The sequence below is a fragment of the Kribbella sp. NPDC003505 genome (genome assembly GCF_040610875.1).
In the GTDB taxonomy this organism is placed as follows: Bacteria; Actinomycetota; Actinomycetes; order Propionibacteriales; family Kribbellaceae; genus Kribbella.
Window position 1 is genome coordinate 185,136 of sequence record NZ_JBEXNA010000006.1, and the last position, 22,035, is coordinate 207,170.

Below are 22,035 nucleotides of genomic sequence, written 5' to 3' on the forward strand. Positions count from 1 at the left end.
GTTCTGGCAGGACCAGGTTGGGGGCCCGGGTGATCTGGATACTGGAAGCCATGGATCGCCGTGCGGAGCTGACCGAGTTCCTGAAGTCGCGCCGGGCGCGCGTGCAACCGGAGGACCTCGGCATCAAGGTGTACGGCGGGCGGCGCCGCGTACCCGGTCTGCGCCGTGAGGAACTCGCCCAGGCCGCCGGAGTCAGCGCCGACTACTACGTCCGCCTCGAACAGGGCCGCACCGACAACGTCTCGCAGGAGATCCTGGACGCGGTCGCCGACGTCCTGAAGCTGACCGATGACGAGCGCAGACACCTCGCATTGCTCGCGAAACCGGTCCGCCGCCCTCCGCGGCGCCGCCCGCAGCAGCGCCTGCGCCCGGGAATGCAGCGGCTGCTCGACTCGATGCCGGACGTGCCCGCGTTCGTACTCGGCCGCCGGATGGACGTCCTGGGCTGGAACCGGCTGGCCGCGGCGCTGATCGCCGACTTCGGCAGCCTGGACCGCAAGGACCGCAACATCCCGCGGCTGGTCTTCCTCGATCCGGCGTCGCGCGACTTCTACCCGGACTGGGACGCGGTCGCGGAGGAGACTGTCGGCTACCTGCGGATGTACGCCGGCCGGTCCCCGGACGATCCCGAGCTGACCGAGCTGATCGGCGAGCTCTCGATCCGCAGTCCGGAGTTCCGGGAACACTGGGCCCGGCACGACGTGAAGGACAAGACGTTCGGCACGAAGACGCAGCACCACGCGCTGGTCGGCGACATCACCGTCCAGTACGAGACGCTCCAGCCGCCGGGCGAACCCGACCAGCTGCTGGTCACGTACACCGTCGAGCCGGGCTCCACCTCCGAGCAGAACCTCCGGCTGCTCGCGAGCTGGACCGCCGCCGATAGGGAGAAGTCCCGATTCCCCGCCGAGACCCCGGAGTTACCCTGACCAGGTGACCGACTTCTCCGCCGACCGTCCCCTCCGGCGGGTCGCGATGATCAGCCTCCACACGTCACCGCTCGACCAGCCCGGAACCGGCGACGCCGGCGGCATGAACGTGTACGTCGTCGAGCTGTCCAAGCAACTGGCCGGACTGGGCATCGAGATCGACGTGTTCACCCGGGCGACCGCGTCCGCGCTGCCGGCCCGCGTCGAGCTGCTGCCCGGCGTGGTGGTCCGCAACGTTGCCGCCGGCCCGTACGAGGGCCTGACGAAGAACGAGCTCCCGGCGCAGCTGTGCACGTTCGCCCGGGCCGTCCTGCGCGCCGAGGCGATCCACGAGCCCGGCTGGTACGACGTCATCCACTCGCACTACTGGCTGTCCGGACAGGTCGGCCTGCTGGCCCGCGATCGTTGGGCGGTCCCACTGGTCCACACGATGCACACGATGGCCAAGGTGAAGAACGCCAGCCTCGCCGACGACGACGTACCCGAACCGCCCGCGCGGCTGCTCGGTGAGGAGCAGGTCGTCGAGGCCGCGGACCGGCTGCTCGCCAACACCGACGACGAGGCCCGCGAGCTGATCGACCTGTACGGCGCCGCGCCGGCGAAGGTCGGCGTGGTCAATCCAGGGGTGGACCTGGAGCTGTTCAGTCCGGGGTCGCAGCTGGCCGCGCGGCAGGAAGTGGGCTTGCCGGCCGATGCCGTCGTCCTCGCGTTCGTCGGCCGGATCCAGCCGTTGAAGGCGCCCGACCTGCTGCTCCGGGCCGCGGCGCGGATGCTCGAGCGGGACCCGTCGCTGCGGTCCCGGCTGGTGGTCGCGATCATCGGCGGGCCATCGGGCAACGGGATGGAGCACCCTGAGTCGCACGCCGAGCTGGCCAGGGCGCTGGGGATCTCCGACGTCACGCGCTTCGTGAAGCCGATGGAGCGGACGCGGCTGGCCTCGTGGTACCGCGCGGCGTCGGTCGTGTGCGTCCCGTCGTACTCGGAGTCGTTCGGGCTGGTCGCGCTGGAGGCGCAGGCCTGCGGGACGCCGGTGGTCGCGGCGGCGGTCGGCGGCCTGAGTACGGCGGTGCTGCACGGACGGACCGGGTTACTCGTCCGCGGGCACGGGGTGGACGACTTCGCCGACGCGCTGTCGCGGATCGCGACGGATCCGGCGACCCGCGAGAGCATGAGCCACGCGGCGGTCGAGCATGCCCGGGGATTCGGCTGGGAGCTGACCGCCCGCAAGACGCTGGCGGCGTACCGGACCGCCACGCAGACGATGGCGGCGGAGATCGCGGCGGAGGTAGCTGGGTGAGAGTTTCTGCGGCGGACGTGATCCGCCAGGTGCTGACCGAGAACGAGCTCGACTTCACCGAGAGTGAACCCGGCGCGTTCGTCGTGGACCTGCCGGGGGAGCGGAAGCTGAAGACCACGGTCTCGCTGACCGTCGGCCCGCAGGCGGTCCAGGTGCACGCGTTCGTCGCGCGGCACCCGGACGAGAACCACGCGGCCGTGTACCGCTGGCTGCTGGAGCGGAACCTGAAGATGTACGGCGTCGCGTTCGCCGTCGACCACCTGGGCGACATCCACCTCGACGGCCGGGTCCCGCTGCACGCGATCACCCCGGCCGAGGTGGACCGGCTGCTCGGCGCGGTGCTCGAGTACGCCGACTCGTCGTTCAACACGATCCTCGAGATGGGCTTCGCGTCGTCGATCCGGCGCGAGTACGAGTGGCGGGTGGCGCGCGGCGAGTCGACCCGAAACCTGGACGCGTTCAAGGGCTGGCTGGAGCCTCGATAACATGCAGGTATGACCTATCGCCTGATCCTGCTCCGCCACGGCCACAGCGACTGGAACGCCAAGAACCTGTTCACCGGCTGGGTCGACGTCGACCTGAACGCGCAGGGCGTCGAGGAGGCGCACCGCGGCGGTCAGCTGCTGCTCGAGCGTGACTTGCTCCCCGACGTACTGCACACGTCGGTGCTGCGCCGCGCCATCCGCACCGCGAACATCGCGCTCGAGGAGTGCGGGCGCCAGTGGATCGACGTGCGGCGGTCCTGGCGGCTGAACGAGCGGCACTACGGCGGCCTGCAGGGCAAGGACAAGAAGCAGACCCTGGAGGAGCTCGGCGAGGAGCAGTTCATGCTGTTCCGCCGGTCGTACGACACCCCGCCGCCGGCGATCGAGCGCGGCTCCGAGTACGACCAGGCCGGCGACCCGCGGTACGCCGGACTTCCGCCGGAGATCCTGCCCGCGACCGAGTGCCTGAAGGACGTCGTCGAGCGGATGCTCCCGTACTGGTACGACGCGATCGTGCCCGACCTGAACGCCGGCAAGACCGTTCTGGTCGCCGCCCACGGCAACTCGCTCCGCGCCCTGGTCAAGCACCTCGACGACCTCGACGAGAAGACCGTGGTCGGCCTCAACATCCCGACCGGGATCCCGCTCTACTACGAGCTCGACGACAACTTCAAGCCCGTCACCGCCGGCGGCGAATACCTCGACCCGGCCGCCGCCCAAGCCGCCATCGAAGCCGTCAAGAACCAGGGCCGCTGACCGGGGGAGCCCTCCAGGAGAGCGAGTTCGGTTCGGCGCAGCCTTGTCATGTGCTGCTCCACCGCGTCGAGGTGTGCGAGCAGCTCAGGCCCGCTCATGCCGGAGAGGTCGACGTTGATCAGCCGGTCGGTCACAGAATCGTCCACGGCAAGGACGCTACCGGAACGCACGGACAGACTGCGGCGCGATTGAGGAACGCTATGTGCACGCTGGACAGGTAGTGCACTGGCGAGACGGTGTACGGCGCGGACCTGATCACGCTGAGCTGGCAAGCCCAGCTGCTGACACGTCCTGTCGAGAGTGCACAGTGCGACCCGGACGCAAAGGCGCCCCCGGCAACTTGCTGCCGGGGGCGCCTGTTGGGGGTTGGGTCAGTTGCCGTTGGGGTTGGGGGTGGAGGCGCCGGCGCCGGAGCCGGCGGCGGTGCCGCCGACGGCGACAGGGAGTTCGCCGGTGACGAGGTAGACGACGCGGCGGGCCATCGCGACCGCATGGTCGGAGATGCGCTCGTAGTAGCGGCTGAGCAGGGCCATGTCGACGGCGACCTCGACGCCGTGCGGCCAGTGGTCGTCCATCATCAGCCGGAACTGGTTGGAGCGCAGTTTGTCCATCTCGTCGTCGCTGGCCTCGAGCCGGCCGGCGGCTTCGACGTCGCGGGAGGCGATCACGTCGCCGGCGGCGTCGACCATCTTGCCGGCGACCGAGCCCATCGACTCGATCACGTCGTGCAGCTCGGCCGGGATCGCGGGCGCCGGGTAGCGCAGCCGGGCGATCTTGGACACGTGCGCGGCCAGGTCGCCCATCCGCTCGAGGTCGGCGACCATCCGCAGCGCGGCGACGAGCATCCGCAGCTCGTTGGCGACCGGGGACTGGCGGGCCATCAGCTCGAAGACCTTCTCCTCGACGCCTTCACCGGCGGCGTCGAGCTGGATGTCGGCCGCGATGACTTCCTCGGCCTTGCGGATGTCCGCCTCGAGCAGGGCCGACGTCGACCGGCGGACGGCGGTGGACACTGTCCGCGTCATCCGCTCCAGCTCGGCGAGGATGTCGTCGAGCTGCTCGTGGTACGTGTCACGCATGGTGTTCGAATCCGATCTGTGGTGTCCGGTGCCGCGGCGGGAACCGGGTACGGCGCCCCGCCCACCGGTGACCGTACGGCGTCGAGGTTGCCGGACGGCGACGAGTGGTGAACGCCTGATGAACAGTTGAGTCGTGTCCCGGTCATCCGGTGCTCATTCGGGCTTTCCCTGCTGGTCGCCCGCGTAGCATCGTTGCCGTGGACCCCACGCTGGCTGCGGTGCTGGGCGGCGTCATCGGCGCGGCCCTGGCTCTGCTTTCGCTCGGCGCGATGATGCTGTCGGAACGCGCGCAGCGCAAGATCCCGGAGTCCCCGGAGCCGGCTGTGCCCTCGGGGGTCGCCACGGTGCTGTCGGTGCTGCGGTCCTCGGCGGTCGTGATGGGGCCCGAGGACCAGGTGCTCCAGGCCAGCGCCCCGGCGCACGTGCTCGGCATCGTCCGCGGCGAGCGGCTCGTGGTCGACGACATCCTGACGATGGTCCGCCAGGTCCGCCGCGACGGCGAGATCCGCCAGCAGGACCTGGAGATCGTCCGGGGCCGCCTCGGCGCCACGCAGTACGTGAGCGCCCGGGTGGCGCCGTTGGGCAGTCAGCTGGTGCTGGTGCTGGTCGAGGACCGCACCCGGGAGCGCCGCCTGGACGCGATCCGGCGGGACTTCACCGTCAACGTCAGCCACGAGCTGAAGACCCCGGTCGGCGCGCTGATCCTGCTGGCCGACGCGGTCTCGGAGGCCTCGGACGACCCGGAGGCGGTGCAGCGGTTCTCGGACCGGATGCGGATCGAGGCGTCGCGGCTGAGCCGGCTGGTCAAGGAGATCATCGAGCTGTCCCGGCTGCAGGGCGACGACCCGCTGGAGAACCCCGGCCCGGTCGACGTCAACGCGGTCATCGAGGCGGCGGTGGACCGCTGCCGGATCGACGCCGAGGACCGCGACATCAAGATCGTGGTGAAGACCGAGCCGGAGCTCGAGGTGCTGGGCAGCGAGGACCAGCTGGCGATGGCGATCGGCAACCTGGTCGAGAACGCCGTCAACTACAGCCCGGACGGCACTCGGGTCGCGGTCGCCGCGCACCCGATCGGCGACCTGGTCGAGGTGACCGTGTCCGACCAGGGCGTCGGCATCCCGAGCGGCGACCTGGAGCGGATCTTCGAGCGGTTCTACCGCGTCGACCGGGCCCGCAGCCGGGAGACCGGCGGCACCGGCCTGGGCCTCTCGATCGTCAAGCACATCGCGTCGATCCACGGCGGTGACGTGCGGGTCTGGAGTGTCGAGGGCCAGGGCTCCACCTTCACCGTGAGACTTCCGTTGCGGCTCGACCCCGCTTCGGGACAGGCCGACTCCGCCAGCCAGGAGGAGGCGGCAACACACCTGACGCCTACCCCGTCAGGTCAGATCGCAAAGGAGACAGCTTCGTGACCCGAGTGCTGGTCGTCGAAGACGAAGAGAGCTACAGCGACGCGCTGTCGTACGTGCTGCGCAAGGAAGGGTTCGAGGTCGCCGTCGCGGAGACCGGCCCGGACGCGCTGGACGAGTACGACCGCGCCGGTGCGGACATCGTCCTGCTCGACCTGATGCTGCCGGGTCTGTCCGGCACGGAGGTCTGCCGGGCGCTCCGCAGCCGGGGCAACGTCCCGGTGATCATCGTCAGCGCCAAGGACACCGAGGTCGACAAGGTCGTCGGGCTCGAGCTGGGCGCGGACGACTACGTGACCAAGCCGTACAGCCCGCGCGAGCTGCTCGCCCGCGTCCGCGCCGTACTGCGGCGGGGGCAGGACGTCGAACTGCTGCCGGACACGCTCGAGGCGGGCCCGGTCCGGATGGACGTCGAACGGCACGTGGTGACGGTGTCCGGGGCCGAGATCCGGCTCCCGCTGAAGGAGTTCGAGCTGCTCGAGATGCTGCTGCGGAACACCGGGCGCGTGCTCACCCGGGGACAGCTGATCGACCGGATCTGGGGCGCCGACTACGTGGGCGACACCAAGACCCTCGACGTGCACGTCAAGCGGCTGCGCTCGAAGCTCGAGAAGGACCCGTCGAACCCGCAGCACCTGGTCACGGTGCGTGGTCTGGGCTACAAGTTCGAGTCCTGAGTCACACGCCCGCGGGTCGCAACGGCCCGTTGGGTTAGCTTAGGCTCTCCTTAGTTGAGGCCGAACTAAGGAGAGTCATCCATGTCCTGGTCCCGTAGCAAGGTCGTCAGTGCGGTCGGTGCCGTGCTGCTCGCCACGACCACGCTGGCCGCCTGCGGCAACGACGACAAGCAGGCCGAGTCGTCGGCCGGAGCGGCCGGTGCGGCACAGTCCGGGTTCCCGGTGACGCTGAAGAACACGTTCGGCGAGACGACCATCACCACGAAGCCGGAGCGGATCGTCACGCTCGGCTGGAACGCCCAGGACGTGGTCTACGCGCTCGGCGAGACCCCGGTCGGGATGCCGAAGGTCACCTACGGCCCCACCCCCGAGGGTGTCACCGCGTGGGACGCCGGCAAGTTCGACAAGTCGAAGACGACGCTGCTGGACACCGGCGACAAGTACCCGTTCGAGCAGATCGCGGCGCTGAAGCCGGACGTCATCCTGGCCCCGTACGAGGGCTTCGACGAGGCGACGTACAAGACCCTGAGCGGGATCGCGCCGACCGTCGCGTACCCGGGGGCGCCGTGGCAGACCACCTGGCAGGACCAGACGCTGCTGGTGGGCGAGGCGCTGGGCCGGAAGGCCGACGCGGAGAAGCTGATCACCGGGATCCAGGACAAGATCAAGCAGGTCGCGGCCGAGCACCCCGAGTTCAAGGACAAGACCATCACGGTCGGCTCGTTCGGCGCCGAGAACTACATCTACATGCCGGGCGACCCGCGGGTGCAGATCCTGAACGAGATGGGATTCAAGAACGCGCCGGGCGTCGAGGCGCTGGAGAAGACCAACGCGAAGAAGGAGTTCTCGCTGACGGTCAGCAAGGAGAAGGTCGCCGACGTCGACGCGGACGTGCTGATCGCGTACGTCGACGGGATCGGGACCCAGACGTTCCTGGCCGACCCGGTCTACTCGTCGCTCGAGGCGGTCAAGACCGGTGGCGCGTACCCGCTGCAGGACCAGCAGGTGATCTCCGGGATGAGCGCGGTCAGCGTGCTGAGCGTCCCGTGGGTCCTCGACAAAGTCCTCCCGGGCCTCTCGAAGGCAGCCTCGGCCCGCAAGGGCTGAACCCCCAAGCCCCGCCGGCCGGCTCGTCCACCTACGCCCGGCCCGCGCACCTGCGCCCCGCCCGCCCATCTGAGGGGTCAACCCCCGACCTTGCCGGTTGGCCCCTCGAAATCTCAGGGGCCAACCGGCAAGTGCAGGGGTCGACCCCTCAGAGGTTCAGACGGCGAACGGGCCGCCCCACGCCGGGGCGGCCCGTTTCGCTGTGTCGTTCGAGGCGGGGAGAGTTACTCGGCCGGGGCCGCGGACGGCGAGTAGTGGTCGTCGGTGAGGACCGGGATGTAGGTGGAGATCGGCGCCGCGGTGCCGAAGGTGATGGTCACGTTGACCATCTGGCCGGGCTTCGCGCCGGTCACGACGACCGTCGGCCCGCCGTCCTCGGCGCCCGGGGTCGGGGCCGACGGGGTCTCCGTCGGCGTGTCCGTCGGGGTGGCGGACGGGGTCGCGCTCGGGGACGCGCTCGGGGTCTCGGAGCCGGTGCCCGGCAGCAGCAGCGCGGAGTGGGGCGCGAGGTCGACCGGCTCCTTGATGCCCTCGAACGTGACCTCGGTGGGCTGGTCGCCGCCGGCCTGGCCGTCGGAGGTCCCGGGCGGGGCCTGCTTGATGCTGACCAGGGTGTCCGCGGTGTCGCCGTCGTTGACGATCACGCTGTGCAACTCGCCCTTGCCCTCGGCATCGGCCAGCACCAGCATGTTGCGGACCTTCAGCTGGCCGGACTCGACGTTGGTGCCCTCGGCGGCCTGGTACGGCTGCAGGGTCGGCGCGGAGAAGCTCGCGCTGCACGCCGCCAGCGCGATACTGAGAGTGGCGGCGGCACCCGCCAGCGCGGTACGCCGGGCGAACCGCGAGGACAACGTGATCGGCACTGGAATCCCTCTCGTGCAAGCTGTTTCGGGTCTGTCGGCACGGTGTGCGGCGACTGCGGACCGTCTGTGGATGCCGTCAGGCAGCGGCCTCCGGCGCACCACAGCGTAGCCCTCGGGGTCGGCGAGCCGGACGCCGGGATGCCTCCGGAGGGGGTCCGCGGCGGTGTCCGGAGCAGCTCTGCGCGCGCGCACGAGGCATGCGGCCGAGCGTTTGTCAAGGCGAGATGTGGGCCCTGACCAGCGCAAACGCCCCAACCGGACCACCGACCGCGTGGTAGGATAGATCTTGGAAAGGGGCACTTCACACATGACTTTCACAGTCGGCGAGACGGTTGTTTACCCCAATCACGGAGCGGCCGTCATCGAGGACATCGAGACCCGTCAGATCAAAGGTGAGGACAAGACCTATCTGGTCTTGAGGATCGTCGCTCAGAACGACCTGGTCGTCCGGGTCCCCGCGTGCAATCTCGATCTCGTCGGCGTGCGTGACGTCGTGGATCAGGCCGGGCTGGAGCGCGTCTTCGACGTGCTGCGGGCACCGCACACGGAGGAGCCGACCAACTGGTCGCGACGTTACAAGGCGAACCTGGAGAAGCTGCACTCCGGTGACGTGCTGAAGGTGGCAGAGGTCGTCCGCGACCTGTGGCGCCGTGAGCGTGACCGCGGCCTGTCCGCCGGTGAGAAGCGGATGCTGGCGAAGGCTCGCCAGATCCTCGTCTCCGAGCTGGCCCTGGCCGAGCACACCAACGAGGACAAGGCCGAGGCCATCCTCGACGAGGTCCTCGCCTCCTAACAGCCGAACGCAGTCCGAAGCAGCTTCGTATGAGTAGCGCGGTCGTGATTCCCGCGGCCGGGCTGGGGCTGCGACTCGGTGGTGAGACCCCGAAAGCGTTTCGAGAGGTCGGTGGCGACTCGCTGCTGGTCCACGCGGTGCGTGGGCTGAAGGCAGCGGCCGCCGCCGACCTTGTCTGTTTCGTGGTCGCGGTGCCGGCCGGCTCCGAGGAGACGGTCGCCAAGGAGCTCACGCCGTACGTCGGGGACGCCCAGCTGCTCGTGGTGGCCGGCGGCGGTGAACGGGCCGACTCCGTGCGGGCGGCGCTGGACGTGGTGCCGGTCGACGGGATCGACTGCGTCCTGGTCCACGACGCGGCGCGGGCGTTCGTACCGGTCGAGGCGATCGAGCGGGTGGTCGCGGCGGTGCGAGGCGGCGCCGAGGCCGTCGTACCGGTGGTGCCGGTGACCGACACGATCAAGCGGGTCGGTCCGGCGGGTGAGGTGGTCGACACGCCCGACAGGTCGAGCCTGGTCGCGGTGCAGACGCCGCAGGGCTTCGCACCCGACGTACTGCGACGCGCGCATGCCGCCGGCGCGGACGCGGGCGTGACCGACGATGCGATGATGTGCGAGCGGCTCGGGGTGACGGTGCGGACGGTCGAGGGTTCGCCGGACGCGTTCAAGGTGACCCGGCCGCAGGACCTGCTACTGGCCGAGGCCCTGCTGGCGGAGAGGCGGCTCGGGTGAAACTCCCACGGGTCGGCAACGGGATCGACGTCCACCCGCTGGAGGAAGGCCGCCCGATGTGGCTGGCCGGCCTGCACTGGCCGGAGGAGACGTCCGGCCCGTCGGGTCATTCCGACGGCGACGTCGCGGCGCACGCGATCTGTGACGCGCTGCTCAGCGCGGCGCGGCTGGGCGATCTCGGCTCCAACTTCGGGACCGCCGAGCCCGAGTGGGCCGGAGCGTCCGGCGCGGCGCTGCTGGCCGAGGCGGCCCGGCGCGTCCGCGCGGCCGGCTTCGAGATCGGCAACGTGACCGTCCAGATCGTTGCCAACCGCCCCCGCTTCGCCGCCCGCCGCGAGGAGGCGGAGAAGGCCCTGAGCGCCGCCTGCGACGCCGAGGTGTCGGTCAGCGCCACCACCACCGACGGCTTGGGCCTCACCGGCCGAGGCGAAGGCATCGCCGCCCTCGCCACAGCGCTCATCTACTGACCCGGGGACGGCACGTCGACGGGGTCGGGGGAGAAGCGGGCGGCGCGGGGGTCGAGTTCGTTGCCGAGGCGCTGGGTGAGTGGTGTGTAGAGCTCGGGGCGGCGGCCGCGGAGCCAGCGGCGGCCGGTTGCCAGCGGCACCAGATCGAGGTCGAGGTCGGCGGTGACGACGGCCTCGTCGGGGACCGGGGTCTCCGCGACGATCCGGCCGTACGGGTCGAGGATCATGCTGTTGCCGGTGCGGACCTCGTCGTCGTCCCGGCCGACCCCGTTGCTGAACAGCACGAACAAGCCGTTGTCGTGGGCCCGCGCCGGCAGCCACCGCATCAGCCACCCGCGCCCGCTCGGACCGTTGAACGCCGCTTCGACCGCCGCAGGATCTGCCACGCGATTTTCCCAGACCGGCAACGGGATCGGCTTCATCCCGTACGGACTGCGCGAGTCGGTCCCGCCGGTCTGATGCGGCGCGAGCAGCACGGTTGCGCCGAGCAACGCGGTGATCCGGACGTTCTCGACCAGGTTGTTGTCCCAGCAGATCAGCACGCCGGCCCGGAACCCCCACGGCGTGTCGAACACCGTGTACGTCGACCCGCTCGCGATCTCCTCGTGCTCGAACGCGTGCAGCTTGCGGTGCACCTCGACCCGTCCGTCCGGCAGGCAGACGGCGTACGCGTTGAACAACGTGCCGTCGGCATCTTCCAGGAACCCGACGCCGATCCCGGCCCCGAGCTCCTTGGCCAGAGCAAGCACCCGGCCGACCAGCGGCCCGTCGGCTGGCTCGGCGAGTTCCCGCAGCCGTGACGGCGGATGGTTCCGGAGATGCCAGTAGCCGAGCAGGCACATCTCCGGGAACACGATCAGCCGGGCGCCGTCGCCGACTGCGTCCCGGGCCAGCCGCTCGACGGTGGCGAAATTGGCGGCGGGGTCGTCGGGGGTCGGCTCGAACTGGACAACGGCTGCGCGGAAGGACGTCATGTCCCTATCGAAACGCGCAGGCATCTATGACGTCCAATAGTCGTTCGGGTCGATTCCATATCCTGGGGTTATGGATCTCCGTTTGCTCCGGGCGTTCGTCACGGTGGCCAGGCTGCGGACCTTCGGTGCCGCGGCCGCGGAGCTGTCGACCAGCCAGCCGGCGCTGACCAAGCAGATCCAGGTGCTGGAGCGCCGGGTCGGCGCGATGCTGTTCGACCGCGGCCGTCACGGCGCCCGGTTGACCCCGGCCGGTGAGCTGCTGCTTGCTGACGCTCTGGAGTTGCTGGACCGCTCGGAGGCCTTCGAACGACGGGCTGCGCAGGTGGCCTCCGGGGCCGAGGGATCGTTGGCGATCGGGTTCGGTCTGTCCGGGATCGAGCTGGCCCCGCGGGCGGTGGCACTGTTCCGGAGCCGGTGGCCGGGAGTGACGATCTCGCTCGAGGACATGTCGTCGGCGAGTCAGTGCGAGCGGCTGCTCGCGGGCAGCCTGCACATCGGGTTCGTCCGGCTGCCGGTGCCCGCGGGGCTCGAGCACCTTCGGTTACGACGGGACCGGCTCGCCCTCGCCGTACCGGCCGATCAGGAGCTGCCACGCGATCTCGTCGGCTGGATCGACGCACGGCCGCTCGTCCGTCTCACACCGGGCCGCGGGCCGGGGCTGACGGCGCAGATCAACACGCTGTACGCCGAGCTTGGTTGCCACCCGCAAATACTTCAGGAAGCCGGTGACCTGCAGACCGTCCTCGCTCTGACCGCGGCCGGCGTCGGACCCGCCGTCGTACCGCAGACCGCGGAGCGGATCGCTCCGCCCGAGATCCGCCTGGTCCCACTTCCCGGCCGTGCCGCGACCTGGTGGACCGGCGCTGCCTGGGCCACCAGGACCCCGCTCACGGAACGCTTCGTGAAAGCCGCCGCCGAGGTCGCACGAGCCTAGCGCCGACGGGGCAACGGCGGCAGCTCGTACGAGTCCAGCCAGGCGGCGAAGAGGTGCCGCAGCGCCTCCTCGTCCGGGCTGAACGTCGTGGCGAGCGCGATGAACTCCGCCGTGGTGACCGACCCGTGCCGGTGCGTCTTGGTCCAGGTGCGGAGCAGCTCGAAGAACGCGTCGTCACCGAGGTGGTTGCGCAGCGCGTGCAGCGTGATCGCGCCGCGCTTGTACAGGCGGTCGTCGAACATCAGGTCCGGCCCCGGATCCGACAGCATCAGGTCCTGCGGCAGACCCTTCAACCGCGAGTACGCCTTGGCCACCTGCTGACCCGCGGTCAGCCCGCGCGACTCCTCCGACCACAGCCACTCGGCGTAGCAGGCGAAGCCCTCGTTCAGCCAGATGTGCTGCCAGTTCGCCGGCGTCAGGCTGTTGCCGAACCACTGGTGCGCCAACTCGTGCGCGACCAGCCGCTCCGAGCCGTTCCGCCCGTCGACGTGGTTGCTGCCGAACACCGAGATGCCCTGCGCCTCGAGCGGGATCTCCAGCGGGTCGTCGGTCACCACGACCGTGTACCCGCCGAACGGGTACGGCCCGAACAGCCGGCAGAACAGCTTCATCATGTCCTGCTGCCGCCCGAAGTCGTGCCGGAACTCGCGGATCCGGCCGGCCGGCAGCACGCCGCGGATCGTCACCGGCGACGCCGCCAGGTCCACCTCGTCGTACCGGCCGATCTGCACGGTCGCGAGGTACGTCGCCATCGGCGCCGCCTGGTCGAACACCCACGTCGTACGGCTCGCCTTCACCCGGCGGGACACCAGCCGCCCGTTCGCGACCACCTGGTACGGCGAGTCGGTGGTGATCGAGATGCGGTAGTGCGCCTTGTCGCCGGGGTGGTCGTTGCACGGGAACCAGGTGGCCGCGCCGCTCGGCTGGCTGGCGACGATCACGCCCTCGGTGAGCTCCTCCCAGCCGAGCTCGCCCCACGGGCTGTCCTCGGGCCTCGGGTTGCCGCCGTACTGGATGTCGACCGAGAACTCGGCGCCGTCCGGGATGTTCGCGGTGACGAAGAGCTTGCCCGCGCGCTGGGTGAAGCGCTGCGGGCGGCGGCCGTTCACCGACACCTTCGACACCCGCAGGCCGGACAGGTCGAAGCTGAACCGGGACAGCCGCTCGGTGGCGAACGCCGTGATGGTCGCCTTGCCGGTCAGCCGGTTGCTGTTGACGCGGTAGTCGAGGTCCAGGTCGTACGACTCGACGTGGTAACCGGGGTTCCCGTGGGTGGGCACATACGGGTCAACCATCAGCCCTGCCACGGAGCGCTGTGCTGCCATGGCGCAATGGGGTTCCCGGCCCAGCGCGTACCCGCCGGCACACCTTCACCACGCATCACGAGCGACACCGGGCCGATGGTAGCGCCTGCTCCTACCGCGGCGGCCGGGAGGACGATGCCGTGCGGGCCGAGGGTCGCCCCGGGGCCGAAGGTGACTGTGTTCATGGAGAGAACTCGATCATGAAAAAGGTGCGTCTGCAGCACGCAACCGCGATTCACCGTGGCGCCGTCGCCCAGGGTGACCAGATCCGCCTCGGGTAACCAGTACGTCTCACACCAGACGCCCTTGCCGATCTTCGCTCCGAGTGACCGCAGCCAGAGGTTGAGCACCGGCGTCCCGGCGGCGGCGTTCGCGAACCAGGGCGCGGCGACGAGCTCGACGAAGCTGTCGACCACCTCGTTGCGCCAGACGAACGAGCTCCACAGCGGATACTCGACGGCTCTCGTCCGGCCGACGATCAGCCACTTGGCGACCGTCGCCATCCCGCCCGCGACGACGCCGGCGGTGAGGACCACCGCGCCGGACAGCAGCATCGTCCACCACGGCCCGAGCCAGAGGTCCAGCGCCTGCAGCGCGAACAGCACGCCGAGCGCGATCAGCACCGTGCACATCATCGGGACGAACCGGCACAGCTCGACCAGGGCGCGCGCCACCTTGAGCTTGTACGGCGGGTTGAACGTCCGGCTCTGGTCACCCGCGACGGCCTGGCGGCGCAGCTTCACGGGCGGCGAGCCGAGCCACGACGTACCGGCCTTGGACTTCTTCGGCGCCGCGGACAGCACCGCGACCAGGCCGTTCTTCGGCACGCTGCGGCCGGGCGCGGTCATCCCGGAGTTCCCCAGGAAGGCGCGCTTGCCGACCTTCGCGCCGGCCACGTGCAGCCAGCCGCCGCCGAGCTCGTACGACGCGATCATCGTGTCGTCGGCGAGGAACGCACCCTCGCCGACGGTGGTCATCTTCGGCAGCAGCAGGACCGTCGACGCCTCGACGTCGCGGCCGATCTTCGCGCCCAGCGTTCGCAGCCACCACGGCGTCAGCAGGCTCGCGTACAGCGGGAAGAGCAGCGTCCGCGCCGAGTCGAGCAGGCGCTCGGTCGCCCAGACCTGCCACCCGATCCGGCTGCGGACCGGGTAGTGACCGGGCTTGATCCCGATACCGAGCAGCCGGACGCCGGCCAGCGTGAGGACCGCGATGGTGGCGAAACCGACCAGCGTCATCAGCGGCACCGCGCCGAGGGCGTGCAGCGCCGCATCCTGCAGGTCCTGCGTGCCGCGCACCGCGTTCCCCAGGACCGCGAACGCCGCGGCCGCACCCGCGACGGGGATCAACGACATCGCGGCCGACTGGGCGCCGTACGCCGCGACCCACCACGGAGCGCGGGCGGGACGGTGGTCGGGCCACGGGTGCCGTGCGCGGCCGATCCGCGCCGCGGGGGAGCCGGACCAGCGTTCGTTCTCAGGCACCTTTCCGGACACAGCCGAGCCGGCCATGATCTCGGCGTTGCGGCCGATCTCCGCGCCCGGGAGCAGCGTGCTGCGGGAGCCGACGACCGCCTCCGCGCCGACGGTGACCGGGCCGATGTGCAGCTGGTCGCCGTCGATCCAGTAGCCGGCCAGATCGACCTCCGGCTCGATCGAGGCGCCGCGCCCCATGGTGAGCATGCCGGTCACCGGCGGCAGCGTGTGCAGGTCGACGCCGCGGCCGATCTTCGCGCCGAGCGCGCGGGCGTAGTACGCGATCCAGGGCGCGCCTGCGAGATTGGCGGCGCCGGCCGCGTCGGCGAGGTTCTCCGCCGCCCAGAGCCGGACGTGGACGGTGCCGCCGCGCGGGTACGTCCCGGGTTTCACCCCCCGCAGCAGGATCCGGGCGCCGATCACCGCAATCCCCATCCGGCCCGCGGGGCTGATCAGGATCAGCCAGCCGGCCAGGATCCACCACCAGGACACGGTCCGCGCCCACGGGAGCGGGTCGATCAGTGCGGCGAGGAGGTTGTTGAGCGTGAACAGGTAGACCAGCCAGCGGAGGCCGACCACGGTCTGCAGGATCAGCGTCAGCCCGGTCTGCAGGACCTGCGTGCCCTTCGGGGTCGGCCGGATCTCGCGGACCTCGACCGGCTCGAGCGCGACCGGCTGGACGTCGTCGAGCCGGTCGGCCAGCGCGCCGAGGCGCGGGTACTCGTAGATGTCGCCGACGGTGACTTCCGGGTACCGCTCACGCAGGGCGGACACGAGCTGCGCCGCGGCGAGGCTGCCGCCGCCGTGCAGGAAGAAGTCGTTGTCGGCGCCGGTGACCTTGGCGCCGAGGACCTTCGTCCAGCGCTCGGCCAGCCAGCCCGCCGTACCGTCGAGGTCCGCGGCCGGGCCTTCGCTGTCCATACCGGCCAGCGGCCAGGGCAGCGCGTTCCGGTCGACCTTGCCCGATGTCCTGGTCGGAAGGGTGTCGACGATCGCCAGCAGCGGTACGAGCGCGGCAGGCAGCTCCTCCCGGAGCCGCGTGGTGGCCTTGGCGGTCTCGAACGACTCCGGATCGTCCGGTACGACGTACCCGACGAGGAGCTGATTGCCCGCGGCGCTGTTGCGTACGGCGGCCGCCGCGCCGGAGACACCAGGGAGCGCCTGCAGGGCGGCGTCGACCTCGCCGAGCTCGATCCGCCGGCCGCCGAGCTTGACCTGCTCGTCGGCCCGGCCCTGGAACAGCAGGCCCAGTGGGTCGGACCGGACCAGGTCGCCGCTGCGATACGCGCGCTCCCAGCCGAGCGTCGGCATCGGGGCGAACTTCTCGGCGTCCTTGACCGGGTCCAGGTACCGGGCCAGGCCGACGCCGCCGATGATCAGCTCGCCGATCTCACCGTCCGCGACTTCGTTGCCTGCAGCATCTACTACGGCCAGGTCCCAGCCGTCCAGCGGCAGGCCGATCCGCACCGGCCCTTCACCGGTGAGCTGGGCCGCGCACGCGACGACGGTGGCTTCGGTCGGGCCGTAGGTGTTCCAGACCTCGCGGCCGTCGACGGCCAGCCGCTCGGCCAGCTCCGGCGGGCACGCCTCGCCGCCGAAGATCAGCAGCCGGACCTGGTCGAGCGCGTCCGGCGGCCAGAGCGCGGCGAGCGTCGGCACGGTCGAGACGATGGTGATGCCCTGGGCAACCAACCAGGGACCGAGGTCCATACCGGTACGGACCAGTGAGCGGGGTGCGGGCACCAGGCAGGCGCCGTGCCGCCAGGCCAGCCACATCTCCTCGCAGGACGCGTCGAACGCGACGGACAGGCCGGCCAGGACGCGGTCGTCGGGCCCGATCGGCTCGCTCTGCAGGAACAGCCGGGCCTCGGCGTCGACGAACGCGGCCGCCGAGCGGTGCGTGACCGCCACACCTTTCGGTACGCCGGTCGAGCCGGAGGTGAAGATGATCCAGGCGTCGTCGGCCGGCTCGGGACCGGCTGCGCCGCGCGGCGCGCCGGTCGTGCTCGTGGCGTCCATGCGGGCGGAGTACGGGTAGTCGAAGGCGCCGTTGGCCGCGTCGTTGTCGGCGAGCGGCGGCTGGTACGGGCGGGTGAGGGTGAGCTCGAGCTCGTCACCGACAGTGGCCGCGACGGATGCCTCCCCGAAGACCAGCTCGGCGCGCTCGTCCGGGTCGTCCGCGTCGACCGGGACGTACGCGGCGCCGGCCTGCAGGGTGCCGAGAATCGCGACGTACAGGTCGTTGTGCCCGGACGAGATCCGGATGCCGACCCGGTCTCCCGGTCCGATCCCCGCCGCGGTCAGCCGGGCGGCGAACTTGGTGGTCTGGGCCAGCAGTTCGCGGTAGCTGAGGCTGACGCTGCCGTCGTCCAGCGCCGGCTCGTCGGCGAACTGTCCGGCCGTCTCCTCGAACACCTGCACCAACGTCCGCGCCGCCGTCGCCAACTTCCCGCGTCGCAACGTCACGGCCGGATAATACGCCGCCCGATTACCACTCCGATAACCCGAAGCGAACAGTGGGTGCGTCCATCAACCGCTTGTTCACGACGCGGTGGAACGGATCAGTTACATCACCAGGTCGGCCGAAACCGCGAACGTGTCACATGCCTTGTTCTCACCGATGTTGAAACCGTTCTGGATCCAGAAGCCCTGGCTGGTCGCCAGACCGTGCGTCCGCTCGTCCTCGGGGGTGCTCGGCGACTCTCCGAAGCTGTTGCTGGACTGCTCCTTGAACTCGTCCAGCCGGTCCGTCAAGGGGTACGACTTCGCGACCGCCTTGCTGAACACGCCGCCGAAGCACGACGCCTGCAACTCGTTGCGCCGCGAGCTCTCCAGCTTCTCCTCCGGGTGGTCCTGCAGATAGGCCATGCGGGCGTAGAACAGCCCCGTGACGCCTTGGACGTGGTGACCGTACTCGTGCGCGATCGTCATCAGGTAGGCCAGGTCCTGCTGCGGCCCGAAAGCACGGTTCATCTGCTTCACGTCGACGTACATCACCTGGTTGCCGTAGCAGTAGAACGCCAGCACCCGCCCGGACAGCGGCTGGAAGTTACCGCACGCGGTCGTCACCGGCTGGTCGAAGACGACCAGCCCCGGGTCCGGCTTGTCCTGCCCGAGTTCGTGGAAGGCCGGGCGCCACGCGTCGTTCAGGCACTTGAAGAGGCGCTGGTAGTAGACCTTCTGCGCCGCCAGGCTGGCGCTGCCGAGGTTGGCCGCCGGGCAGTTCTGCTGCGGCAGCGGACCGGTGCGGTAGACGTCGGCATTCAGCAGGAAGTCCTCGGCGGTGCCCTTCTCCGGGGTGGTCGTGGGCGTCGGCACGATCGACGGGCCACTCACCGTGGGCTCTGCCGTCGTCGAGTCGCTGCCGCTGGAGCCCAGCAGCGCGGCCAGCACTGCCACGGACACGCCGATGAAGGTGAGGAGTATGAAGCTGAGCAGGATCAGCCGCAGCGGGCCGCCCCGCTTACGCGGCGGCTGGAACCCGTTGAACTGGCCCGGACCGCCGTAATACGGCTGCCACTGGGGCGGGTACTGCTGGCCCGCGTACGGCGCGCCTTGCGGAGGGCCCTGCATCGGCCCTGGTCCGTACTGGCCCTGCCGCGGCGGCCACGGTGCGGACTGCGGAGGGGGCAGGACACCGGGCGGCGGGCCGACCGGCCTGCCCTGCGGTGTGCCCTGCGGCGGTCCGCCGTAGCCGTACGGGCTGCTCACGCTCTGGCCTCCATGTGGTCGGTCGGTCGAGTTCGCTGCACGAACCGGCACGAGACTACTCTCGACCCATGTCACCGAAGCGCCGCCTCCTCACGGCTGCCCTGCTGATGCCCCTGACCGCCCCACTGGTCGTTGCTCTCGGCATGCTGCCTGCCCAGGCCGGGTCCCAGGCCGACGACCAGATCACGGCGTACTCCGCGGACGCGACGCTGACCAAGGACGGTGAGCTGCAGGTCAAGGAGACGGTCGACCTGACCGCAGGCGGTACGACGTTCAGCCGCACGCTGGCCGATCGGGTCCGGTCCGACGCCGAGCGCGACCGGACGTACGAGCTGAAGGACGTCTCCGCGACCGTCAACGGGCAGCCCGCCCAGGGCTTCCGGAACGAGAGCACCGACGACGGCCGGAAGCTGACGGTGAACGTGTCCGGGCAGTCGAAGATCGTCTACAGCTACACCGTGGACAACGTGGTCGCCGACTCGATCGACGGCCGCCAGGTGAGCTGGCCGATCGTGCAGGGCTTCGGCACGTCGATCCCGAAGGCCGAGCTGAGCGTCGGCGTCCCGTTCGCGACCTGGGTGACCTGCTTCGCCGGCCGCGCCGGGTCGAGCATGCCGTGTACGTCGTCCCAGCTGGGCGAGTCGGCCGCGCTGGAGATCGAGCAGAACGGCGTACCCGCCGGTGGCCGGGTGACCTTCCTGACCGGGCTGAGCGACCAGGCCGGCGTGCAGCCCAACGCGCAGTACTCCACCCGCTGGTCGCTGGGACGGGCGTTCACCGTGGACACGACCACCGGCGGTCTGGCGGTGCTGGTGTTCGGGCTCGGGCTCCTCGGTGCGGTCGGCCTGTGGTTCTTCCGCGGCCGGGACGCCGCGAAGGTCGGTGACGGCGCGCCGGAGCGTCCGGTGCTCGACGGCGCCGACGGCCCGCAGTTCGCCGCGCCGGACGGCATCCGGCCGGGCCAGGTCGGCACCGTGGTGGACGAGACGGCCGACGTCGTCGACATCACCGCGACTCTGCTGGACCTTGCTGTGCGCAACTACTTGACCATCGTCGAGCAGCCGCGCGAGTCGCACTTCGGCAAGCTGGACTGGGAGCTGCAGCGGCTGCACCCGGGCGGCCCCGAGCTGCTGGCCTACGAGAAGGCCTTGCTGGACGCGGTGTTCGCCGACGGCGACAAGGTGCTCGTCTCCGCGCTCGGACCGTCGCTGCGGCCGCGGCTGAACCTGGTCCGCGAGCAGCTGTACGCCGACGTCGTCACGCAGGGCTGGTTCAACAACCGTCCGGACGCGGTCCGGAACCGGTGGACCACCGCGGGCGTGGTGCTGCTCGGCGCGGGCGTCGTACTGACCATCGTGCTCGCGATCGTCAGCAAGTTCGCCCTGGTCGGTCTCGCTGTCATGGCGGCCGGTCTGGTGCTCGCGCTCGTCGGTCAGGCCGCGCCGGCCCGCACCGCGCGCGGTGCCGCCGTGCTGGGCCGGGTCGCTGGTCTGCAGCACTACCTGGCCAACGGGTCGTCGGCCGACCTCCCGGACAGCCACCGGCTCGAGTTCGCGTCCCGCTGCCTGCCGTACGCCGCTGTGCTCGGCCTGACCGAGAAGTGGGCGCTGGAGATCGCTGCGACCGATGACGACGACGACCCCGACGCAGGTATCGGCTGGTACTCCGGGCCGGAGAACTGGCACCTGTCCGACATCGGGGAGTCGCTCAGCAACTTCGTGACGTCGTTCGGGGGTTCGCTGACCACCGCCCGCCGGCTCTTCGGCTGACGGGCGGCGGTCGCCGTACCGCGGTGTAGGCCCTGTCTGGTAATCCATCGCCTACTGCGGGGTACTGCGCTGAATCACCAGACAGGACCTAGTTCACCCGGACGTCGGCCGCGGTGAAGGTGTTGCAGGAGTCCGGCTTCTTGCTGTTGTAGCCGGCGATCGACCACTGGTAGTTGCTGACCCGGTTGCCGTGGTCGTGCACCCGCGGCCGGGCGTAGTCGTCACCCGAGTGCGAGATCAGGAACTTCCAGTTGTTCAGCAGCACGCCGTTCATCGGGACGTACGCCGCGTTCGCGCCGAGGTAGACCGCGCCGAGACAGGTCGCCTGCAGCTCGCGCCGGCGGCTCTCGGTCAGCTTCTGGTTCGGCGTCATGCTCTGCTGCCGCGACATCGACGCGGCGAGGATCCCGCTCAGCTTCTGGACGTGATGGCCGTACTCGTGGACGAAGTTGTTCAGCATGATCGCCCGGGTGTAGACCGGGTTGCTCTTGTAGTACGCGTTGTCGCGGCTGAACGGCAGGTAGATGGTCTCGTTCGCGGTGCAGTACGCCGCCCGCGCGCTGCGCTGGATGCCACAGGGCGAGGGGATCTTGCCGACGTACACCACGGCCTTCGGGTTGCGGAACGGGAGGTTCGCCTTCTTCATCGCGAGCCACCAGGTGCGGTTCAGGCAGGGCAGCAGGCGGTTGTAGTACTGCTGTGCCGCCGCGACGGTGACCGGTGCGAACGGCGGCTCCGCGCACTTCGACGCGGCGACCGGGCCGATCGAGTACAGCCGGCTGCCCTTGACGACCTCGTCGACCGTCGGGCCGCGCGGCGTCGACGGGGACGGGCTCTCCGAGGGCGTCTGGGACGGGGTTTCCGAGGACGGCGCCGTCGTCGGTGTCTGCTTCGCCTCGGGCTCGCCGCCGCTGAGGCCGCGGACGAGGAGCGTGACGCCGCCGCCGACGACCAGGACCGCGAGCACGACCAAGCCGATCAGCAGCGCGCGGGACATCTTCTTCTTGCGCCGCCGCCGGCCGCCCGGTGGCTGCGGAATCGGGATCGGCGGGTACTGCCAGGTCGGGGACTGCTGGACCGGCTGGCCCATCGGACCGATCTGGTTGCCTCCCTGCGGGGCGGCGTGGCGGGGGCCGGACTGCTGCTGCGGTGGGAGGGCGTTGCTCCACGGGGAGGCCGGCTGCCGGCTCTGTCCGTCCTGCGGGCCCCAGAGGTAAGAGCCTTCCGAGTGCGGCCCGCTCTGCTGCGGCCGAGCCGGCTGCTGCGAAGGCGAAG

At 70.5% G+C, this 22,035-nt stretch carries 19 protein-coding genes; 12 read left to right on the forward strand and 7 right to left on the reverse strand.

Translation table 11 applies throughout. The features are described from left to right. Positions 1-50 precede the first annotated feature (50 nt). The 4 genes from ABZX12_RS22135 to ABZX12_RS22150 are packed head-to-tail and all read left to right on the forward strand — an operon-like array spanning position 51 to position 3,467. Entirely contained in the window at positions 51-929 is an 879-nt protein-coding gene (locus ABZX12_RS22135; protein WP_355695792.1) for a helix-turn-helix transcriptional regulator, read from the forward strand. A 4-nt stretch (positions 930-933) separates the two neighbouring features. Beyond that, the gene (gene mshA / locus ABZX12_RS22140; RefSeq protein WP_355695794.1) at positions 934-2,226 is read left to right on the forward strand and encodes a D-inositol-3-phosphate glycosyltransferase; all 1,293 of its coding nucleotides are present in this window, start codon (positions 934-936) and stop codon (positions 2,224-2,226) included. Beyond that, positions 2,223-2,711, forward strand: coding sequence for a YbjN domain-containing protein (locus ABZX12_RS22145; protein ID WP_355695796.1), 489 nt, complete (start codon positions 2,223-2,225; stop codon positions 2,709-2,711). The genes mshA and ABZX12_RS22145 overlap by 4 nt, the downstream gene beginning before the upstream one ends. A 9-nt stretch (positions 2,712-2,720) precedes the next feature. Then, complete coding sequence (locus ABZX12_RS22150; RefSeq protein ID WP_355695798.1) at positions 2,721-3,467, forward strand: phosphoglyceromutase; 747 nt, start codon at positions 2,721-2,723, stop codon at positions 3,465-3,467. A gap of 371 nt (positions 3,468-3,838) precedes the next feature. Here ABZX12_RS22150 and phoU read toward each other — a convergent pair whose 3' ends face one another. Further along, positions 3,839-4,546 carry a phosphate signaling complex protein PhoU gene (gene phoU / locus ABZX12_RS22155; protein WP_355695800.1) on the reverse strand — a complete coding sequence of 236 codons (708 nt, stop codon included), beginning with the start codon at positions 4,544-4,546 and terminating at the stop codon, positions 3,839-3,841. Positions 4,547-4,743: 197 nt separating this feature from the next. Here phoU and ABZX12_RS22160 point away from each other — a divergent pair, with 197 nt between their 5' ends. The 3 genes from ABZX12_RS22160 to ABZX12_RS22170 all read left to right on the forward strand — a co-directional run bounded on the left by ABZX12_RS22160 (position 4,744) and on the right by ABZX12_RS22170 (position 7,742). Beyond that, a complete protein-coding gene (locus tag ABZX12_RS22160; protein WP_355695802.1) occupies positions 4,744-5,961 on the forward strand; it encodes an ATP-binding protein in 1,218 nt (405 codons plus the stop codon). After that, the gene (locus tag ABZX12_RS22165) at positions 5,958-6,635 is read left to right on the forward strand and encodes a response regulator transcription factor (protein ID WP_355695804.1); all 678 of its coding nucleotides are present in this window, start codon (positions 5,958-5,960) and stop codon (positions 6,633-6,635) included. The genes ABZX12_RS22160 and ABZX12_RS22165 overlap by 4 nt, the downstream gene beginning before the upstream one ends. 81 nt (positions 6,636-6,716) lie before the next feature. Next, complete coding sequence (locus ABZX12_RS22170) at positions 6,717-7,742, forward strand: iron-siderophore ABC transporter substrate-binding protein (RefSeq protein WP_355695806.1); 1,026 nt, start codon at positions 6,717-6,719, stop codon at positions 7,740-7,742. Between the two features lie 224 nt (positions 7,743-7,966). Here ABZX12_RS22170 and ABZX12_RS22175 read toward each other — a convergent pair whose 3' ends face one another. Next, complete coding sequence (locus ABZX12_RS22175; RefSeq protein WP_355695807.1) at positions 7,967-8,605, reverse strand: hypothetical protein; 639 nt, start codon at positions 8,603-8,605, stop codon at positions 7,967-7,969. Positions 8,606-8,912: 307 nt separating this feature from the next. On the opposite strand from ABZX12_RS22175, the gene ABZX12_RS22180 reads away from it, so the two are divergent. The 3 genes from ABZX12_RS22180 to ispF are packed head-to-tail and all read left to right on the forward strand — an operon-like array spanning position 8,913 to position 10,593. Then, on the forward strand, positions 8,913-9,398 hold the full coding sequence (locus ABZX12_RS22180) for a CarD family transcriptional regulator (RefSeq protein ID WP_130446326.1): 486 nt from the start codon (positions 8,913-8,915) through the stop codon (positions 9,396-9,398). A 29-nt stretch (positions 9,399-9,427) separates the two neighbouring features. Further along, positions 9,428-10,126 carry a 2-C-methyl-D-erythritol 4-phosphate cytidylyltransferase gene (gene ispD, locus ABZX12_RS22185; protein WP_355695809.1) on the forward strand — a complete coding sequence of 233 codons (699 nt, stop codon included), beginning with the start codon at positions 9,428-9,430 and terminating at the stop codon, positions 10,124-10,126. Beyond that, entirely contained in the window at positions 10,123-10,593 is a 471-nt protein-coding gene (gene ispF / locus ABZX12_RS22190) for a 2-C-methyl-D-erythritol 2,4-cyclodiphosphate synthase (RefSeq protein ID WP_355695811.1), read from the forward strand. The genes ispD and ispF overlap by 4 nt, the downstream gene beginning before the upstream one ends. Here the strand turns inward: ispF and ABZX12_RS22195 are convergent. Continuing rightward, complete coding sequence (locus ABZX12_RS22195; RefSeq protein ID WP_355695813.1) at positions 10,587-11,567, reverse strand: nitrilase family protein; 981 nt, start codon at positions 11,565-11,567, stop codon at positions 10,587-10,589. The genes ispF and ABZX12_RS22195 overlap by 7 nt on opposite strands. 70 nt (positions 11,568-11,637) lie before the next feature. On the opposite strand from ABZX12_RS22195, the gene ABZX12_RS22200 reads away from it, so the two are divergent. Next, the gene (locus tag ABZX12_RS22200; RefSeq protein ID WP_355695815.1) at positions 11,638-12,501 is read left to right on the forward strand and encodes a LysR family transcriptional regulator; all 864 of its coding nucleotides are present in this window, start codon (positions 11,638-11,640) and stop codon (positions 12,499-12,501) included. Here the strand turns inward: ABZX12_RS22200 and ABZX12_RS22205 are convergent. The 3 genes from ABZX12_RS22205 to ABZX12_RS22215 all read right to left on the reverse strand — a co-directional run bounded on the left by ABZX12_RS22205 (position 12,498) and on the right by ABZX12_RS22215 (position 18,991). Continuing rightward, positions 12,498-13,796: a M1 family metallopeptidase gene (locus ABZX12_RS22205; RefSeq protein WP_355695817.1), complete on the reverse strand. Its 1,299-nt coding sequence runs from the start codon at positions 13,794-13,796 to the stop codon at positions 12,498-12,500. The two genes, ABZX12_RS22200 and ABZX12_RS22205, sit on opposite strands and share 4 nt — an antisense overlap. Next, positions 13,796-17,746, reverse strand: coding sequence for a Pls/PosA family non-ribosomal peptide synthetase (locus tag ABZX12_RS22210; protein ID WP_355695819.1), 3,951 nt, complete (start codon positions 17,744-17,746; stop codon positions 13,796-13,798). Before ABZX12_RS22210 ends, ABZX12_RS22205 begins: the two co-directional genes overlap by 1 nt. A gap of 99 nt (positions 17,747-17,845) precedes the next feature. Further along, positions 17,846-18,991 (reverse strand): neutral zinc metallopeptidase, encoded by a 1,146-nt coding sequence (locus ABZX12_RS22215; protein ID WP_355695821.1) that lies wholly within the window; start codon positions 18,989-18,991, stop codon positions 17,846-17,848. Positions 18,992-19,059: 68 nt separating this feature from the next. Here ABZX12_RS22215 and ABZX12_RS22220 point away from each other — a divergent pair, with 68 nt between their 5' ends. After that, the gene (locus ABZX12_RS22220) at positions 19,060-20,760 is read left to right on the forward strand and encodes a DUF2207 domain-containing protein (RefSeq protein WP_355695823.1); all 1,701 of its coding nucleotides are present in this window, start codon (positions 19,060-19,062) and stop codon (positions 20,758-20,760) included. A gap of 88 nt (positions 20,761-20,848) precedes the next feature. Here the strand turns inward: ABZX12_RS22220 and ABZX12_RS22225 are convergent, their stop codons facing one another. Further along, the gene (locus tag ABZX12_RS22225) at positions 20,849-21,850 is read right to left on the reverse strand and encodes a neutral zinc metallopeptidase (RefSeq protein WP_355695825.1); all 1,002 of its coding nucleotides are present in this window, start codon (positions 21,848-21,850) and stop codon (positions 20,849-20,851) included. Between the last annotated feature and the right edge of the window lie 185 nt (positions 21,851-22,035).

Bases quoted from the DNA above. Each gene is read 5' to 3' on its own strand.
- ABZX12_RS22135 (WP_355695792.1), top strand. From the start codon at position 51: ATGGATCGCCGTGCGGAGCTGACCGAGTTCCTGAAGTCGCGCCGGGCG.
- ABZX12_RS22150 (WP_355695798.1), top strand. From the start codon at position 2,721: ATGACCTATCGCCTGATCCTGCTCCGCCACGGCCACAGCGACTGGAAC.
- phoU (WP_355695800.1), bottom strand. From the start codon at position 4,546: ATGCGTGACACGTACCACGAGCAGCTCGACGACATCCTCGCCGAGCTG.
- ABZX12_RS22170 (WP_355695806.1), top strand. From the start codon at position 6,717: ATGTCCTGGTCCCGTAGCAAGGTCGTCAGTGCGGTCGGTGCCGTGCTG.
- ABZX12_RS22180 (WP_130446326.1), top strand. From the start codon at position 8,913: ATGACTTTCACAGTCGGCGAGACGGTTGTTTACCCCAATCACGGAGCG.
- ispD (WP_355695809.1), top strand. From the start codon at position 9,428: ATGAGTAGCGCGGTCGTGATTCCCGCGGCCGGGCTGGGGCTGCGACTC.
- ABZX12_RS22195 (WP_355695813.1), bottom strand. From the start codon at position 11,567: ATGACGTCCTTCCGCGCAGCCGTTGTCCAGTTCGAGCCGACCCCCGAC.
- ABZX12_RS22200 (WP_355695815.1), top strand. From the start codon at position 11,638: ATGGATCTCCGTTTGCTCCGGGCGTTCGTCACGGTGGCCAGGCTGCGG.
- ABZX12_RS22205 (WP_355695817.1), bottom strand. From the start codon at position 13,796: ATGGTTGACCCGTATGTGCCCACCCACGGGAACCCCGGTTACCACGTC.
- ABZX12_RS22220 (WP_355695823.1), top strand. From the start codon at position 19,060: ATGTCACCGAAGCGCCGCCTCCTCACGGCTGCCCTGCTGATGCCCCTG.
- ABZX12_RS22225 (WP_355695825.1), bottom strand. From the start codon at position 21,850: ATGGGCCAGCCGGTCCAGCAGTCCCCGACCTGGCAGTACCCGCCGATC.